Origin of the sequence: Terriglobus sp. 2YAB30_2 (assembly GCF_052114765.1) — a bacterium.
GTDB lineage: Bacteria > Acidobacteriota > Terriglobia > Terriglobales > Acidobacteriaceae > Terriglobus.
On sequence record NZ_JBFRFJ010000007.1, the window covers coordinates 197,153 to 214,638 of the forward strand.

A 17,486-nucleotide genomic window follows, 5' to 3' on the forward strand; every position below is an offset into this window, starting at 1 on the left:
GGCAGAAAGTTTACGGTACCCTAGAGGTACCGATGAAAGAGAAGTCACACGAGCTTAGATGCACAGGGTGCGGTGCGCGCATTGCCGGTACGGATGCGACCTCCAACTTTCGCTGTGCCCAGTGCGGTGAGCTGTACGAAGTGGTTTACCCGTGGTCGTCCGATGGCGCTAACCTTCCTAATGCGGGTGCGCTCCGCTGGCTGTGGCAGGAACGCCGCTCTTCCACCCTCCCGATCGATCAGAGCGGTGTCTGGCGTTTCCGCGACCTGTTGCCGATTCTTGACGATCCATCCCATGCCGTGACCCTGCGTGAGGGCAATACACCGTTGTATGAGCTGCCTCGCTGCGGGAAGATTGCCGGCGTGGACTGGCTGCTGGCCAAGCACCAGGGCATGAATCCAACGGGCAGCTTTAAAGACACCGGCATGACCGCCGCTCTGTCGGTCGCTGCCGAGCGAGGCTTCAAGGTGGTCGCGTGCGCTTCTACCGGAAATACCTCAGCCGCCATGGCCGCCTATGCCGCGCGCGCCGGCCTTACCAGCATCGTGTTTATTCCCGAGGGCAAAATCGCCTGGGGCAAGCTGTCGCAGTCCATGGACTATGGCGCATTGACCATCCAACTCAAGAGCGATTTCGATGGCTGCGTCCGGATCCTGAATGACCTGGTGAAGCGTTTGCCAATCTACATGCTCAATTCGGTGAATCCCTATCGGCTCGAGGGGCAGAAGACGCCCGCTCTCGAGATGGTGGAGCAGATGGACTGGCAGGTGCCGGAGCACGTGATCGTCCCCGGCGGCAACCTGGCCAATAGCTCCGCGCTCGGCAAGGGATTCGAAGAGATGAAGCGCCTGGGCCTCATCAGCCGTGTTCCGAAGATCTCAGTGATCCWGGCGCACGGTGCAAATCCGCTCTATCGGGCCATGCAGGCGAGTGGCGGAGAACAGCTTGAGCCTGTTGTTGCCGATACCCGGGCAACCGCAATTCGCATCGGCAATCCGGCAAGCTGGAAGAAGGCTGTGCGGATTATCCGCGCTACCGGCGGATGGGTGGAAGAGGTCTCCGAACAGGAGATCGCCCAGGCCAAGGCCGAGATTGGTGCTGAAGGCATCGGTTGTGAGCCGGCCTCCGCCGTGACCCTGGCGGGCCTGAAGAAGCTTACCCGGGACGGGCGCGTTGGACGCGAGGAGCGGGTTGTCCTGCTGCTGACCGGCCACACCCTGAAGGATCCGGAGTACACCATCGATTTTCATCGTGGAACTCTGTTTTCGGACCAGGAAGCTTCTTCGTTGCGAAAGCCGCCGATCGTGCTGGAAGCTCAGACCGACGCGGTTCTCAAGGCGCTTGAGAGCAGCATTCAGTTATGACCGTATCTGTAAGAGTCCCTGCAAGTTCTGCCAACCTCGGGCCGGGATTCGACGCCCTCGGTATGGCGCTGGCCATGTATCTGGAAGTCGATGCGGAGGTCTCCGAACAGACCTCCGTCGCCGCTTCCGGCCGGGATGCGCAACTGTGCGGACGGCTCGAACATAACCTGATCCTCGAGACAATTGGCGATCTTTTGCGGGCGTCAGGTCGCCCTGTTCCGGGCCTTAAGCTGACGCTTCGGAACGATATTCCGCTGGGGCGTGGCTGCGGTTCCTCCGCTGCCGCGATTGTGGCCGCGGTGCTGCTGGCCAATCAGATTGGTGGATTGGGCTGGAACGAAGCTCGCCTGCTGCGGGAAGTCACGCGGATTGAGGGACATCCTGACAACGTGGCAGCAGCGCTGTTGGGCGGGGTTGTAGCATCGGCCATGCAGGTGGATGGAGAAGTCGCGGCGGTTAAGATTGCCGCTCCTGCCGATTGGCAGTTTCTGGTGGCCATTCCAGGCAGCTCGCTCTCGACGGCGAAAGCCCGTGGCATGCTGCCGGCGGAGTACTCAAAGGCAGACGCGATCTTCAACGTGCAGCGTAGTGCGCTTCTCATAGGTGCCTTCGCAGCAGGCCGGGGCGATCTGCTGCGATTGGCCATGCAGGACAGAATGCACCAGCCGTACCGTATGGAGGCCTGCCCCCTACTCAAGGCCCTGCTGCCCCTGTCTGGAGTGAATGGGGTATTGGGTGTCGCACTCAGCGGCGCCGGGCCGTCGGTCCTGCTGGTACTGGACAAGAAAACCGATCCGGAAGAAGTGATAGCGCGGGCCAGACTGCGCAGCGAAGATCCCGAGCTCGAGGTCGTTCTTACCCATGTGGCTGAGGGCGCCAGTGTTTCTCTAAAGTAACCTGTTACCCGGAGTTACTGAAGATTGCTTTACAAGTTTTCATCCCACCAATACTGTCATCTCGTGGGCAGTTCTGGGGGAGGGCTGCTCCGGCGCCCGTTGATCTTTATAGATCCGGGCGCTTCTCCTTTTAAGCTGAAAATAAGAGAGTTTCCGGGCCGGATGAGGGGCTGTGAATCGCAGCGCTGGTTCCAGCATCCTATAATGCGGAGAGAAAAAAGGGAGGAACGATGGCAAACGTAACAGATGTAAGCGACGCGACATTTGAGAGCGAGGTGCTGCAGTCGCAGCAGCCCGTAATGGTTGATTTCTGGGCCGCATGGTGTGGTCCTTGTCGAGCGCTTGCGCCCATCGTTGATGAAGTGGCCACTACCTACAACGGACAGTTGAAGGTAATGAAGATGAATGTGGACCAGAACGCACAAACGCCTGCACGTTATGGCATTCGCGGCATTCCGGCACTGCTGATCTTCAAGGACGGCAAGGTCGCCGAGCAGATTGTCGGTTACGTGCCGAAGGACACCATCGACAAGAGCGTGACCAAGGTCCTGGCATAAGCCACTCTCAATAAGGTTGCTAAGAGCCCGCCCCCGAGGTGGGCTCTTCTGCTTTAAGCTGCGGGCTCTTTGCGTTAAATCGTGACCTTCTTTGCGTTTACTTGGGCTCTAGAAGTAGTGCGCCAGATGGGGGAAGGCGGTGAGCTGCAGAAACGCCTGGCTCGACGGAGGCAGAAGCAGCTCTTCATGTTCCAGCATCCAGGTGTTGTCGTGTGGAATGAAGATGGCATTTAATCCCGCATCAAGAGCCGGGTTGACATCGCTCTTGGGTGAGTTCCCGATCATCCACGTGGAAGCCGCTTCGCAGCCGTGACGATCGCGCAAAGTCAAGTAGGCTTCGCTGTGTTTTTCGGGCAAGACTTCGATCTCATGAAAATACGGCTTCAGGCCGGAGCGTTCCAGCTTGTCGCGCTGTTCCCAGTCGTCGCCTTTGGTGACCAGAATGATGCGATGGCGTGTCGTCAGCTCAGCCAGGGTATCGGCAACGCCGGGTAGAAGTTCAATCTCCTGGGTTGCAATGGCATCGGCAAAGCTGGAGATCTGCGCGTGCGTCTGCGGAGAGACGGGTTCCGTGGAAAGCTGTTCAAAGCAGTTCACCAGGGACTGCCGGAAGCTCTTCAGACCATAGCCGCGTTCACGGATGGTCTCGCGCTCACATGCATTCAGGTGATGGCGTATCTCATCGGGGCTGTACGCGTGGTGGTTCAGCAGTGAGATGAAGCTTGCGATGGCCCGTTCGAAGTAGATGTTGTTCTCCCAAAGGGTGTCATCGGCATCGATCAGCAGCGTCTGACCCAGTGGCAGGCGTTGTATGGAGGTGTCGGGCATACACCGTTCATTGTATCGACCAAAAGTGAAGGAAAAGCTATTCGCGGCCCGGCACAGACGGGGTATGATGGACGCACTTTCACACAAGTTAGTTTGGTGGTTTCTGCCGAAGTGCCGCGGATTGCGATGTTCTGGATATGAGTTTTGAGACAGGAAGTTTTGTTGGCCCGTACCAGATACTTGGGTCCCTCGGACGCGGCGGCATGGGTTCGGTATTCCGTGCGCTGGATACCCGTCTTCATCGCGAAGTCGCGTTGAAGGTACTGCATGAAGATCTCTCCATGCCGGGGATGCATGAACGTTTCCTGCGCGAAGCACGTGCCGTGTCGGCGTTGAACCATCCGAATATCCGCACCATCTTTGACATCGGCGACCACAATGGCGATCCCTACATGGTGATGGAGCTGCTCGATGGCGAGACGCTGCGCGACTCCATCGATCGAGGCCCTATGCCGGTGGCAGAGGTGCTGGCCTACGGGATTGAGGTCGCCGAGGCTCTGGCTGCGGCGCATGCCAAAAATATCGTCCACCGCGATATTAAGCCGGCAAATGTTTTCCTGGTCCCTCGTCCCAGCGGCGCCTGGCAGGCGAAAGTTCTGGACTTCGGCCTGGCAAAGATTGAGCGCATGACAGGGCATTCACAACACACGCAGGATCTGACGGTCACGGGATCAACGGTCGGCACGGTGGCCTATATGTCACCCGAACAGGCGCGCGGGGAACAGCTCGATACGCGATCCGATCTCTTTTCGCTAGGCGTGGTCCTGTATGAGATGGCGACAGGATGTGTGCCCTTTGATGGGGCGACCAGCGCCGTGATCTTCGTCAACATCCTGAGCCACGATCCGCCGGCGATGAAGAGCTTCGGAGCGAATGTTCCCAAGGACCTGGAAAAGGTCATCCTGAAGCTGCTGGCGAAAGACCGTAAGAACCGGTACCAGAGTGCAGGGGATGTCGCTGCGGCACTTGAGGAGATTCGCGACGGAGGCAAGAAAGCCCCGTGGATGCAGCGATCCAAGCCACCGGTGAACGATCCTGGCGATCCCCGGTCGGTCGACCGGCGGATTCGCCGGACATCGAGCCCACCCGTACCAGGCGGCCGGCGGGAGAACGATCTGCCGGAGCGCATTTCCCAGCCGTTTATCCCTCCGTCAACGATAGGCGTTCCGGCCGCGTCGCCGGAGCAGGCACGTACCTCTGGTCCAACCGACGCAACGGAGATCAATATTCCGGCGGCAGGCTGGCGTCCTCCAGCTCCCCATTCGTCACAAACCTCCGCCCATCATGCAGAAGACAAGACGGCAGCCGTCGCTGTGGCCTCGGGGCAGAGGTCAGCACAACGGCGGGCAGCGTCGGGCTCAGGGGTTGTAGCCGCAAGGCCGCGTGCCTCTTACGAGAGCGATGTTGAGGCCGAGCCGGAGAAGAAGAGCAGTAAGACGCTGCTGTTCGTGGCTGTCGCGGTTCTGGTGATCGCTGCCGGAGCGTTTGCATTCTTCAGATTCCGCAATAAGAGCGTGGTCTCCGATGTCATGACGCCGGGACAGGCGGTGATGGTGACCGCCATTCAAAACGACACCGGTGATAGCACTCTGGATGACTGGGTTGCATCGGCTGTCGCGATGGAGCTGTCGCAGTCTCCGTCGATCGCGTATCGCGGTCCTGAATCCTTTCGCGCTCAGCTGAGCGGAGACGGCGCCGCGAGTCAGCCCGTGGACGAGGCAAAAGCGCGGCAGGTCGCGACTGACTCCGGTGTTCCGGTCTTCCTGTTTGGCAGGGTCGCCAGCAGCGGAGCCGGCTATGACATTGAGCTGACGCTGCATGAAACGGCTTCGAATCGTACGCTGGCAACGTTTACCGACAGGGCTGTCAGCAAGGAGCAGATCGGTGTCAGCCTGGATCGCCTGGCCCAACCGCTACGCGCCGCCCTGGGAGAATCGAACGCTGACATCCAGAAGACGAGTGTTTCGTTCAATAGCCTGTCCAGCTCCTCGCAGGAGGCCTTGCGGGAATACGCTCAGGGCGAGATCGCCCTCAGCCTGTGGCAGCCGGCGCTGGCCATGCAGGCCTATGAGCGTGCTGTCGCCGCCGACCCGGCATTTGTACAGCCTGCGCTGAAGCTGGCGCTGTTGTATGAGGCTGTCGGTGCGCATGACGCAGCCGCCGCGGCAGCACGTTCTGCCGGCGCTAACGCGGCCAAGAGCGGGCAGCGCCTGGCTGCACTGTCAGCGCTGGCCCAGGAGCTGTTCGTCTCCGGCAACCTGCCGAAGGCATCCGAACTCGCAAAGACGTATCTGACGGCCTTTGCGAGCGACCCTGATGGCTTCCGGCTGCAAGCTGTCTTGGATCGAAAGATGGGACGCTGGGCAGAAGCCGGGCAAGCGGCTCAGGAGGGTCTGAAACTGAATCCGAGCGATGGCAGCCTGTATCGTGAGGCGGAAGTCGCGATGACGGCACAGAACCGCTATGAGGCGGCTCTGGAACTGGAACGCCAAGCCGTGAAAGCGGGCTCGAAGCACAGCGATCAGGAATTGCTGGCGGCCTATCTTCAAGGGAAGGATGATCTTCTTGCTGCACAGATTGAACTGGCCAGGCAGCACCCCGATGCGTTGACTGTGGCTCCAGCCTATGCAACCTATCTGGATAACACTGGAAAATTGCAGGCCGGAGCAGCCGTATGGCGGCAGGCGATTTCTTCCGTATCCCAGAATCCGAAGTTGGCTGCCGTAGCGGCGACCTTTGCAGGCCAGGCAGCGTTGGATCGAGCCTTGCTCTCCGACTGCGGCGGCGCAAAAGCCTTTCTTCCTTCCGCAACGTCGACCGCTCCCAGAGCGGCGTACTATGCAGGTCTGGCAGCTGCGATGTGCGGTGATGAGACAGCAGCGCAACAGCATCTCAGCGCATTGAACAGCCAGCAGGGGACGGCAGCAAAGGAGTACTTCGCGCCTGTGGTCACCGCGGCGATTCAGTTGAAGACGGGCCAGCCCGCGGCTGCACTTGATCTGTTATCGAAGGCTAAGGCCTATGACACGATAACCATCGGAGCCTACCTGCGTGGCCTGGCACAGGTTGCGACCGGTAAGCCTCAGGTCGCGCTTATCGATCATCAGGTTCAGTTGCAACATCGCGGTCAGTCGCTGCTCACGGGCGGTACGGTCTATCCAGCGGCACAGATCGGCCTGGCCCATGCGTACGATGCCATGGGAGATCACAACAACGCCGCGCCGGCCTATAAAGCGTTTGCGACGCTCTGGAACGACGCCGATGCGGGCTCACCCCTGCTGATGGAAGCGAAGGCTAAAGGACGGTAGAGCATTTTCCCTGTAGGCGTAGTGTAGGGCTTCCGTATCTATGGGCGTTTTCCGTTGATGAAAACGCCGCTGCACGCCTTCCATGAGAAGGCTGTACATCGTCAAGTATCAGGTGAAGAAGCCTGGAACTTTTTGATGTCGGCTTCGTAACACATGGGCATGCGATTCCGTTTCCCTCTTCACATGGTGATTGCCCTCATTTGCATTGCGGCACCATGCCAGCAGTTACCTAAGCCCGCTCCCTTTCCACTTCAGATGGAAACGCGCATTCCGTTCGCTCCAACTGCGTTTCCCAGTGAAGGTCATACCTACCTTTTCTATGAGATGCACCTCACAAACTTCATGCCTTCTTCTGTGTCCCTGGACCGCATTGAGGTTATCAATCCTGACCTACCAGCCCAACCAATCGCGGTCTTTGAAGGTCAACGTCTTCAGTCCATGACGGTGCTTCTGACCTCTGGAAAGCCGGCTGTACCACTGCAAGTGGCGGGAGGTCAGACCGTCATAGTCTTCATGTCTATTGAGTTTGATGGAACTGCAAAAGTACCGGAACGGCTCGCTCATCGAGTCGTAGCTTCGGGGTTAGCAGCAGAGGGCGCTATCGTTGAGACACATCACACGCCTTTACAAGTACTCGGGCCACCTGTGGAAGGGCCAAGCTGGATAGCGGATGACGCTCCAGATAGCGACCCCGACAATCACCATCGTCGTGGGGTACACGTCCTCAATGGTCAGCCGGTCATCGACGAACGCTACGCGATCGATTGGCAAAGAGTGCAGAACGGGGCTACATCTTCCGGAGATCCGACGAACAAAAACTCTTACTTTTCTTATGGGAAACCTGTACTCGCGGTTGCGGATGCCCGCGTCATTGCCACGAGAGATGGTCTACCGGAGAACATCCCGGGGCACGGAAACGCATTCCATCCCGCCATACCAATCACACTCGATACGATCCCGGGCAACTTCATCACCTTGGATCTTGGTCATGGACAATACGCTTATTACTTCCACCTCCAACCAGGAAGTATCCGAGTAAAGGTGGGGGAGCATGTCCGTCGTGGGCAAGTCCTCGCGCATATTGGTGCCTCCGGAGATGCCCGCGAGCCTCATTTGCACTTCGAGGTCACTACATCTCCCAAACCACTCACCGGTGAGGGCATTCCGTATGTCATTGAGCGCTACACCCTCATGCCCGCAGAGGGTACTTCAAGCGCGCGGTATCGCATACACGAACTACCACTGAACAAGCGTATTGTTTCTTTTCAAGGGGTCTCCCATGATTGACAATAGCGTATGGCTGAAAGGGCAGTTGGCAAACGGTACAGTTACTTAGACCTTTTGCTCTTGTCCCCTAGTCTCTGTCGCCGCCCTTCCATCCGCACTCGAAAATGGACTTGATGTATGCCCGATGCACGCTAGGTGTTACTCGATTCAGCCGGTGCTGACACCTGTTCCGCGGCCTCGCTCTCCATCCTTGCGGATGGGAGTTGCCAAACCCGCAGACGCAGTTCCGAACTCGGCGCTTCAACGATTGCTCTAGACGCCTAAGCGCGAGTTTCTGCGCGGCGATCGTGGTACCGCAACTCGATCATCGTGCAGTCGTCCGTCGGTGGAGCTCCGTTCATAAAGCGCTGCACGGAGTCGAACATCTCTGTCATGGACTCAAACTGAGATGCGGCGCCCTCAAGCCGGTCATCACCGAAGAACTCACCTTCGGGATTTTCGGCTTCAGTCACTCCGTCCGTCACCAGGATCAGGCGGCTGTTCTGCGGCATCTTCAGATAGGCGGTCTCATACTCGGCATCGGGAAGCAGGCCGACGGGAAGATTGGTCGCGGTGAGCTTCTCAACCACTCCGTCTCCCACCAGGAGGGGCATGACGTGGCCGCAGTTGATGTACTGCAGGTTGCCGCTCCTGGTGAGCTTCAGCACGATCATGGTAGCGTATTTGCCGATGTCCTTGGCGCAGATGAAGCGGTTGCACATGCGTGCGACCTGCTCCAGCGGCTGGCGTGCAGCCAACTGGGAGTACACCAGTCCCTGAAGGGTAGAGGCGAGAAGCGCTGCGGAGACGCCTTTCCCGGAGACGTCCGTGATCACGAGCGAGACGCCGTCTTCATCGACCACGACATCGAAGAAGTCTCCGCCCACGTCTTTGCACGGTACGTTGCGGGCATTGATGCGAGCGTACGGGATGTCCGGAATCTGCACGGTCATCAGGCCCTGCTGGATCTGCGCCGCGATGTTCAGCTCCTCACGATAGCGGCGGGCAGCTTCTTCCGCGCGGGCGAGCGATGCGTTTTCAATCAGGGACGCTGCTTCGCCGGCGATCGTCTCCAGCAGGCCGCTATCGACCTCGTTGAGAGCACCCGCCTTCAGGCGACTGTCGAGATAGAGGATGCCGCGGACCTCTCCGCCGAGCTCCGCCTTGCTGTCTTCGTCGCTGCCAAAATCACCGTGACGGCTCCGAAGGGGAATGCAGATTACGGTGCGGATGCTGCCGGCAACCATGGAGTCAGACATCCCGCCATCGAGTGAGAGCGTATCGGTGACGATGAATTCGGCGGCGGTGCGTGTCGCCTGCTGGATGGCCGACTGAGCCACACCGCGGTCATCGGCAAGCTTCTCCCCGGCGAGTGTGAGTCCGACGGCCATCGACATCTCGCCTGTCCCCGTGTCGCGCAGGTAGACATACCCGCGCTCCATCTGCGTCAGGTCGAGCGTAATCTCGACGAGCGACTGCAGCACCTCCTGTACGGCGCCGACGGCGTTCAGCTTCCGGGCAGCCTCCAGGAACCAGCGCAGCTTCTCCAGGTCTGAGCCTTCGCTCGGCATCGCGATGGACTGCATCTGGCCCATCAGGTCTTTCAGGCTGGCCACATCGCGGTCCGGTTTGCCGAAGCGGAGCAGGGGGCCGTCGGAGGAGCCAAAACGAAGCTTGTCTCCGGCGTTGAGCTGCTGTGGACCGGCCATCGGATCCAGACGGCGGCCGTTCAGATAGGTGCCGTGGGTGCTCCGCAGATCCTCGAGGAAGTACTGCCCGTCAATGAAGTTGATCTGTGCGTGCGAGCGCGAGATGAACGGGTGGTCCAGCACCAGCGAGCGGTCGGTGAGACGCCCGATCGTGAAGGGCACATGGTCCAATGTGCGGGGAACACGGTTGCTGCGATCTTCCAGCAGCATCTTCATGGGAACAAAGGTGCTCTCGGCCATGGTCATTGTGCTTGAGCCGCCAGTGTAGCAAAGCTTAGGGGGCTTCGGCTGACCGAGTTTGTACTGTCTGTTGTGGACCGCCTGCAGGAGAGCCATCTGGCGGAAAGGTGTACCAGGCAGGAGGACGGTTCAGGGAGCGATGGACGGTATGCAACAGCTCCCCATCGGAGGTGTCTCCGCTCAACTCCCAGATCATCACTCCGCCAAGTCCATGTTTCGCAGCGTACGCCGCCTTGTAGCTGAGCGAGGCGGTGTCTTCAAAGGTGAAAAACGTATCCCCGTCGTACAGCCAGGGAGCGTGCGAGAGGCGATCACGGTAGAGGACGTATTTGCCCTTCATGCTCCGGATGCGGTGATAAGGATAGTCTTCGCTGCGGATACCTGGTCCATCCTGAAAGAGACCGTGATTGTCGCCCTCCGGAACCTTCCAGCCGTATCCGTAGAAGGGCATGCCCATCAGCAACATGTGTGCCGGGACACCGGCGGCGATGTAGTCGTTCATGCCGCGGTCGATGCTTCCGCCCGGATGTGCCGGATCGCGGAAGAGCGGTGCGATAAAGCCGGAGCGCTGCATCCAGGGACCGGCATAGTCATAGTACATGACGCCCACCTGGTCGAGGTAGGGAATGATGGATCGGAAATCGACCCCGCCGAGCATGCGCGGCGACGGACCGACCGCGATAGAAAGCCTCAATCCCGGTCGTACGGCGTTCATCTGTTCCCGGAATTCTCGTAGGAGCTCGTGGAAGTTTTCCGCGTCTTCCTGGTGAGGTGACTCCCAGTCGATGTCGAAGCCGTCGAAGAGGTCCGATACATTGATGCCTTCCGCGAAATGGCCGCGGATGAAGGTATCGATACAGGAGTGGACAAATTGTTTGCGGACCGCGGGTTGAGCATCCGCGGCGAAGTCAGCAGCTCGGCCTTCCAGAGAGATGAGCAGCTTCAGGTGCGGATACTTCCGCTTCAACTCCTGTATCTGGTGGAAGTAGCCATGGAAATGCGATGCAGGATCATCAGCGATGCCATCGACGCTGTTTGCGGCGTTGAAAACCGTATTCAGGTCGGCATTGGGATCAGCGACGGAGCAGTGACCCTCTTTGACGAAGCCCTGTGCATAATTGATCTGATCCAGCAGCCTGGCGCTGCCACTCTGATCAAGGGCTTTTACGGAATAAGGTGTATCGGCATAAAGCTGCCACTGAGGAAAGTAGCCGACGACGAGGGGCCTCTGCCGTGTGACCTTGTGCCGGTGTACGGGCGCTGCTTGAGCGAACGAGAGCAATGTCCCAAAGATCAAGAAGACCGCGGCAGATGGACCCGAAATACGCACTCTTCCATCAGACGCGCTGCCGCTCAATTTGGGCAATACGGCGAGGTTAAAAAGAACGGCCTGCGCGGATGAGACGCAGGCCGTCATGGCGTGGTGTTTGTATTTAGAACTCGTACTTGACCGCGAACTGAATCAGACGTGGCTGATACGAGGGAAGTGTCGAGGTGAGAGCTCCCAGGGTCGTTGTGGAACCGAGCCCGGTAACAGGGTTGCTGAAGTTGGCCTGGTTGGCGATGTTGAATGCCTCGGCACGGAACTGCAGGTGAGTTTCACGATAGACCGCGAACTCTTTGAACAGCGACATATCCCAGTGCCGGAAGTGCGGTCCGTGATATGGGTTACGGCGTTCATTGCCTACGTCGCCCGCGCTCTGGGCAGAGAAAGCGGAAGCCCGGAAGAACTGCATGGCTCCCGAGAAGATGGGGGTGATGTTCTGGAAGGGGTCTCCATTGACATTCGGCCGGTCAGCCGAACCACCGGGGCTGGTGCCGCTGACATTGGTCGAGTTAAGAACGGTGAACGTCATACCAGTTGACCAGAGATAGAGGACGTTTGTACGCCATCCGCCGAGAAGCGCGCCACGAAGTCCGTGCGCTCCTTTGCCGAAGGGCAATGCATAGTTACCCGTAACGACAATGCGGTTGCGCACATCGAGATCGCCATTGCCATAGTCATCGAACTTCTGTGTCGCCAACACCTGGCCGACGCCGTTTCCGCTCTGTCCATTGATGTTTGGAGCGTTATCGAGCAGATGAGCCCAGGTCGTGTTGACGTTGAAGCCGAGGCCATTGTGGAAGCGGCGCTCGATGACAGCCTGCAGAGAGTGGTAGGACGAAGCGCCCGTGGCATAGCTACGGGTAATCGTCGTGACTCCCGGCAATACCGAGTAGTAACGGCGCAACGTTTGTGAGCCGTTCTTGTTTCCCAGCGGTGCACGGTTGATGTCGAATCCGGTGGAAAGATGGCGGCCCAACTGCCCGACGTAGGAGACGGTCAAGGTATTGCCCTTGAAGTCTTTCTGCGCCGTGAGGTTGAACTGTTCCAGGTATCCGGAGCGGAAGTTGTAGTCAACAGTTGCAGGGATAGAGCCGACGAGTGCCGATTGGGCGGTGCTCGGGTTCTGGTTTGGCGATGGCATGCCTTGATTGAACCGAGTAAAGGCTGTACCGCAACCGCTGGTTCCGTTCGCTGCCTGAACGGAGGAGCAGTTGCCATAGATCGCGATGTTCGGTGGGTTTTTCAGGTTTACCGGAGACATGTAGTTGCTGGGGAAGAACGCGAGGCCAAAGCCGCCACGGATGACAAGGCTTGGAGCCGCCGTCAATGCAAAGCCTACGCGCGGCGCAAAGTTGGAATAGTCTGTTTTGACATTCGCCGTGTTGCTGACACCATTGACGCCGGCCTGCACGATGGTTGCCGTCGTCTCATCGAAGTTGGAGATGTGATTTTTCTTTTCGGTGAAGGGCGTATAGATGTCGTAACGAACACCGAGATTGAGGGTAAGGTTTTGACGTACGTGCCAGTCATCCTGGACATATACGCTTGGCTCCCAGGTCAGGTACGTAGGCGGATACAGGTTGTTGTTGCGTGTAGCCGCCGAGAAGATACCCATCAGCAAGCCAGGAGCGCCCATACGGAAGGTCCAACTGCCTTCGCCCTGGTTGTCCTGCAGGTTTAGCGCGATACGGCGGATGCCCGCGGCGCCAAAACGGAAGCTGTGGTTCCCGCGGTTATAGAAGATATTTCCATTGAGCTGATAGCTGTTGTCCTTGTTCTGCAGCGGCACGAAGTTGCTGCCGCCTCCAAGGCCTGTTAGCCCCGTAGGCAACGCGACCGCAAGGCCTGAGGTCAGTTGACTGATATTGACATTCGGCTGGCCGAGCTTGGTGTTCGGGTTGACGCCATAGTTCAGCGGATACGATGCGTTGTTGATATGGGTCCACGCCGCGCCGACATTCATCAGCATGTTTGAGGTAAAGGTATGCGTGTAGATCACCGCGGTGTTGCGTGCGATCTGTGGAGCAGATCCGAATCCATTGCCGGTCTGTGGATCGATGGCGAATCCATTCACGCTGGAGATGGGAAGTGATCCAGGTGAAAATGTGAAGATGTCGTTGACGATGTACTTAGCGAAGATCTGGTTGTTGGTGTCGAAGTGATAGTCGACACGAACGTCGTACACCGTAGAGTACTGTTGCTGGTTTCGCGTTCCGACGTATCCGTTTTTACCCGTGTTCGGTGAGGGATAAAGTTTGAAATAAGCGAGTCCAACCGGGTCAATGTAGCTGCTCGGAACAATGTTGCCCGCGATAGGACTGCGAAGATAACCAGGTGACGCCGGGTTTGGATCGTAGACGCAGCCAGTGGTGTGCGACTGCGTCGGATCGACCACGGTGGCCGCGATGGTGGCGCATCCCGACGCCGGGATTGCATCGGAGAAATCTCCAGGGTGCGCGAGTTCGTAGGCGGTAGGAACCGTCAGGTTACTCGGCAGGCCTCCCTTGATCAGACGGAAGAACTCCGCATCGCCATGGAAGAAGGCCTTGTCTTTGAAGATCGGCCCACCAAGGCTGCCGCCGAACTGGTTCTGCCGCAGTCGTGGCTTCGCAGCCTGAGCTCCGAACTGATAAGCGTAGGCGTTCAGCTTGTCATTGCGGAAGAACTCATACAGCGAGCCATGAAAGTTGTTGGTGCCGCTCTTGGTGATGACGTTGATCAAACCGCCGCCTGCTCTGCCGCCGTCAGACGAAAAGCTGTTGGTCAGAATGCGTACTTCCTGAATGGAATCGATCGACGGACGTACGCCAATCGTGCCGATGACACGTTCGTTGTTGTCGAGGCCGTCGACGAGCTGGTCGTTCAGAACCTCAGACTGACCATTGATGGAGATCGAAGACGAAGGGCGGCGGTCATCCGGACGATTGCCGCTGTTGATGCTGTTCGGTGCGCCCTCGGTCGCTCCTGGCATGACTTGTACGAGGTTGATGAAGTTGCGGCCGTTCAGAGGCAGATCCTGTACGGCGCGCTCTGTCACGTTGCCTCCGACAGAGGACGCATCCGTCTGCAGGATCGGTGCGGCGGTAGTGATTTCCACGGTTTCATTGACGGCGCCGACAACCAGCGCCGCGTCAGCGCGCCGGCGATCACCTGCGGCTACTGTGACGTTCTGGATGCTGATGGTTTGGAAGCCTTGCACCTTGATGCTGATGTTGTAGGTGCCGGGGATGAGGTTCGGAACGGTATAGGCGCCAGACTCCGTTGTTTTGGTGTCGACAGCGATGTTGGTCTGCGTGTTGGTTACGGTGACGTCCGCATTTCCAACGGCGGCTCCGGAAGGGTCAGAGACGGAGCCCACGATCGTAGCTGTTGTGTCCTGTGCGGTAGCCGTCGTCCCGGAGAAGACCACGATCACTGCCAAAAGCAGGGCGATCCATAGGGAGTTTGGTTTACCGCGAAAGAGGAGAGATTTTCTTGATATATCAACTGGCCGAAAGAGGTACAGGTTCATCTGCAAGTGCCCCCAAGTGGGTTAGTTTTTTTTGCGGAGAGAATAGAAACATCTATACGAGATACTTTGCAAGTAGATTTTTTATTGAAACGGTTCGGCGGCGCGTAACCCCTTTTATTTTTCGGCTATTGATTTATATAAAAATCAATTCAACCAAGGTGTGGGCTGGCGCGTCTTTGTCTGTGAGGTCCAACGGCAGGCGGGAATCTTTATACGGGCCAGAGATTGTTGTGACTTGCTACAATTCCGCCGACCCGATTTCTTCTTCCAAAGAGCAATCAAGACCCAATACTGAAATGCAATCAATGGAGATGTTTTTCCGATGAACGGATTCAATCGTAGGGATTTCTTTCGCACCGCTGGCGCCATGGGTATGATGGGCGGCCTCGCGGAGATGGGGCTGGCCGAGCCCCTCGGTGCCAGACCGATGGTGCACGAGACAGCGGCTCCGGCTGCCTGGGAAAACGACGCACCCAAGCACTCCATCAACTTCGCTGTATGCGGTATGAGCCACGACCACATCTATGGCATGGTGAACGCCATTACCCGTGGCGGCGGCAAACTGGTAGCGTTCTATGGCTCCGAGCCCAATAAGGTAGCGCGCTTCAAGAAGCAGTATCCGGATGCAAAGCAGGTGGAATCGGAAGATGCAATCCTGCACGACCCTTCCATCCAGCTGGTGATGAGCTCCGCCATTGCGAGCGAGCGTGCTCCGCTGGGCGTTCGTGCGATGAAGGCAGGCAAGGATTTCCTTTCCGATAAGCCCGGCATTACGACCCTGGAGCAGCTTGCGGCTGTTCGCAAGACCGTAAAGGAAACCAAGCGGATCTACGCCATCATGTACAGCGAACTGCTGGAAGTGAAGTCAGCGATCAAGGCTGGAGAGCTGGTGCGGCAAGGCGCCATCGGCCAGGTGATCCAGACGATCAATATCGCTCCCCATCAGATCGTGCAGGGCGGTGGCGGCGCCAATGGTGGCGCTGATCCGCGTCCTGACTGGTTCTGGGTTCCGGAGCAGTACGGCGGCATTCTGTGCGACATTGGCTCGCACCAGGTTGACCAGTTCCTGTACTACACCGGCAGCACCAGCGCGGAGATTGTAGAGTCTCAGATCTCCAACATCGCTCATCCGGAGCACCCGAAGTTCCAGGACTTCGGCGACATGGTGCTTCGCGGCAATAAGGGTTTTGGCTATGTTCGCTTGGATTGGTTCACCCCCGATGGCCTCGGCACCTGGGGCGATGGCCGCTTGTTCCTTCTGGGAACCAAGGGCTACATTGAGGTGCGTAAATACACCAATGTCGGCGTGAACAAGACCGGCAACAACCTATTCCTGGTGGATGGACAACAGCAGCGCTATATCGATTGCAACCAGGTATCGCTGCCGTTCGGTCCCCAATTTGTGGAAGACATCGTCAATCGGACGCATATCGCGCAGGACCAGGAACAGGCGCTGCTGGCGGCTGAACTCGTGATCAAGGCGCAGATGCAGGCCAAATGGGTCAAGCTGACCTAAGGAGATAAGGATAAGAATGAAGTCGACACGTCGCGATGTTTTGAAGATGGGCAGTCTGGCGGCCGCGGGTCTCATGGCTCCGGGAATGGCAATGGCAGCAGGCCCCGCCCCCCTGAAATTGGGAATTGCAAGCTATACCTTCCGTAAGTTCAAGCCGGAAGAGTTGATCGGCTTTATGAAGCAGATCAAGACGCCGTATCTGAACCTGAAGGACGTCCACCTTCCCATGACGCCGGAAGGCGCCGCTGCCAAACAGGCGGAAGCATATCGTGCTGCAGGCCTCAAGCTTACGGGCGCGGGTACGATCTACTTCCCGAAGGACGAGGATGAAGATATCCGGCAGAAGTTCGAGTACGTAAAGGCCGCCGGTATCAAGCTGATTATTGGCTCGCCATCGCACGCTGCTCTGGAACGTGTCGAGAGCTTCGTGAAGAAGTACGACATCAGCCTCGCCATTCACAATCATGGCCCTGAGGATAAGGAGTGGCCGTCGCCGCACGACATCCTGAAGCTGATTGGAAAGATGGACAAGCGCGTCGGTTGCTGCGTTGACGTGGGCCATGCCATGCGCGCTGGCGACGATATTCCTGCAACCTTGCGTGAGGTTGGCCCGAGACTGCTCGACATGCATATGAAGGATCTGGCCGATGGGAAGAAGAAGGAGAGCCAGTGCGATGTGGGCGACGGTGTGATGCCGGTGCGTAAGATCTTCGAGACCCTGATCGCGATGAAGTACCAGGGTGATGTGGATCTGGAGTATGAGATCAACGGCGATAATCCGCTCCCGGGTGTGCTGAAGAGCTTTGCGTTTATGCGCAAGACCTTGAACGAGATGGGATACAGCGCCTAGCGCAATTCTCCTAATACTGTAGTGTTGGATAAATCAGTGAATGCCGTTTTCTTCGAAGGAAAACGGCGCAAACTGCAAACACTCCGCTCTACACCTTCAGGAGAACTGCTCCAG

General features: G+C 58.0%; 11 protein-coding genes. 7 read left to right on the top strand and 4 right to left on the bottom strand.

The features are described from left to right. Positions 1-32: 32 nt before the first annotated feature. The 3 genes from thrC to trxA all read left to right on the top strand — a co-directional run bounded on the left by thrC (position 33) and on the right by trxA (position 2,817). Positions 33-1,364, top strand: coding sequence for a threonine synthase (gene thrC / locus AB4Y89_RS12810; RefSeq protein ID WP_442301320.1), 1,332 nt, complete (start codon positions 33-35; stop codon positions 1,362-1,364). Then, positions 1,361-2,260 carry a homoserine kinase gene (gene thrB, locus AB4Y89_RS12815; RefSeq protein WP_442301321.1) on the top strand — a complete coding sequence of 300 codons (900 nt, stop codon included), beginning with the start codon at positions 1,361-1,363 and terminating at the stop codon, positions 2,258-2,260. Before thrC ends, thrB begins: the two co-directional genes overlap by 4 nt. Before the next feature lie 230 nt (positions 2,261-2,490). Further along, positions 2,491-2,817: a thioredoxin gene (gene trxA / locus AB4Y89_RS12820; protein WP_147648642.1), complete on the top strand. Its 327-nt coding sequence runs from the start codon at positions 2,491-2,493 to the stop codon at positions 2,815-2,817. A 108-nt stretch (positions 2,818-2,925) separates the two neighbouring features. Here trxA and AB4Y89_RS12825 read toward each other — a convergent pair whose 3' ends face one another. Next, positions 2,926-3,645, bottom strand: coding sequence for an HAD family hydrolase (locus AB4Y89_RS12825; RefSeq protein WP_442301322.1), 720 nt, complete (start codon positions 3,643-3,645; stop codon positions 2,926-2,928). Positions 3,646-3,782: 137 nt separating this feature from the next. On the opposite strand from AB4Y89_RS12825, the gene AB4Y89_RS12830 reads away from it, so the two are divergent. Continuing rightward, entirely contained in the window at positions 3,783-6,953 is a 3,171-nt protein-coding gene (locus AB4Y89_RS12830) for a protein kinase domain-containing protein (protein WP_442301323.1), read from the top strand. A 159-nt stretch (positions 6,954-7,112) separates the two neighbouring features. Continuing rightward, complete coding sequence (locus AB4Y89_RS12835; protein WP_442301324.1) at positions 7,113-8,240, top strand: M23 family metallopeptidase; 1,128 nt, start codon at positions 7,113-7,115, stop codon at positions 8,238-8,240. Between the two features lie 260 nt (positions 8,241-8,500). On the opposite strand, the gene AB4Y89_RS12840 is transcribed toward AB4Y89_RS12835, so the two are convergent. The 3 genes from AB4Y89_RS12840 to AB4Y89_RS12850 form a co-directional block, all read right to left on the bottom strand. After that, positions 8,501-10,168: a SpoIIE family protein phosphatase gene (locus AB4Y89_RS12840; RefSeq protein WP_442301325.1), complete on the bottom strand. Its 1,668-nt coding sequence runs from the start codon at positions 10,166-10,168 to the stop codon at positions 8,501-8,503. A gap of 34 nt (positions 10,169-10,202) precedes the next feature. After that, positions 10,203-11,498, bottom strand: coding sequence for a glycoside hydrolase family 18 protein (locus AB4Y89_RS12845; protein WP_442301326.1), 1,296 nt, complete (start codon positions 11,496-11,498; stop codon positions 10,203-10,205). Between the two features lie 103 nt (positions 11,499-11,601). After that, positions 11,602-14,910, bottom strand: coding sequence for a TonB-dependent receptor domain-containing protein (locus AB4Y89_RS12850; protein ID WP_442301372.1), 3,309 nt, complete (start codon positions 14,908-14,910; stop codon positions 11,602-11,604). A gap of 418 nt (positions 14,911-15,328) precedes the next feature. Here AB4Y89_RS12850 and AB4Y89_RS12855 point away from each other — a divergent pair, with 418 nt between their 5' ends. Then, positions 15,329-16,522 (top strand): Gfo/Idh/MocA family protein, encoded by a 1,194-nt coding sequence (locus AB4Y89_RS12855; protein WP_442301327.1) that lies wholly within the window; start codon positions 15,329-15,331, stop codon positions 16,520-16,522. Between the two features lie 16 nt (positions 16,523-16,538). Beyond that, positions 16,539-17,372: a sugar phosphate isomerase/epimerase family protein gene (locus tag AB4Y89_RS12860; RefSeq protein ID WP_442301328.1), complete on the top strand. Its 834-nt coding sequence runs from the start codon at positions 16,539-16,541 to the stop codon at positions 17,370-17,372. Positions 17,373-17,486 lie beyond the last annotated feature (114 nt).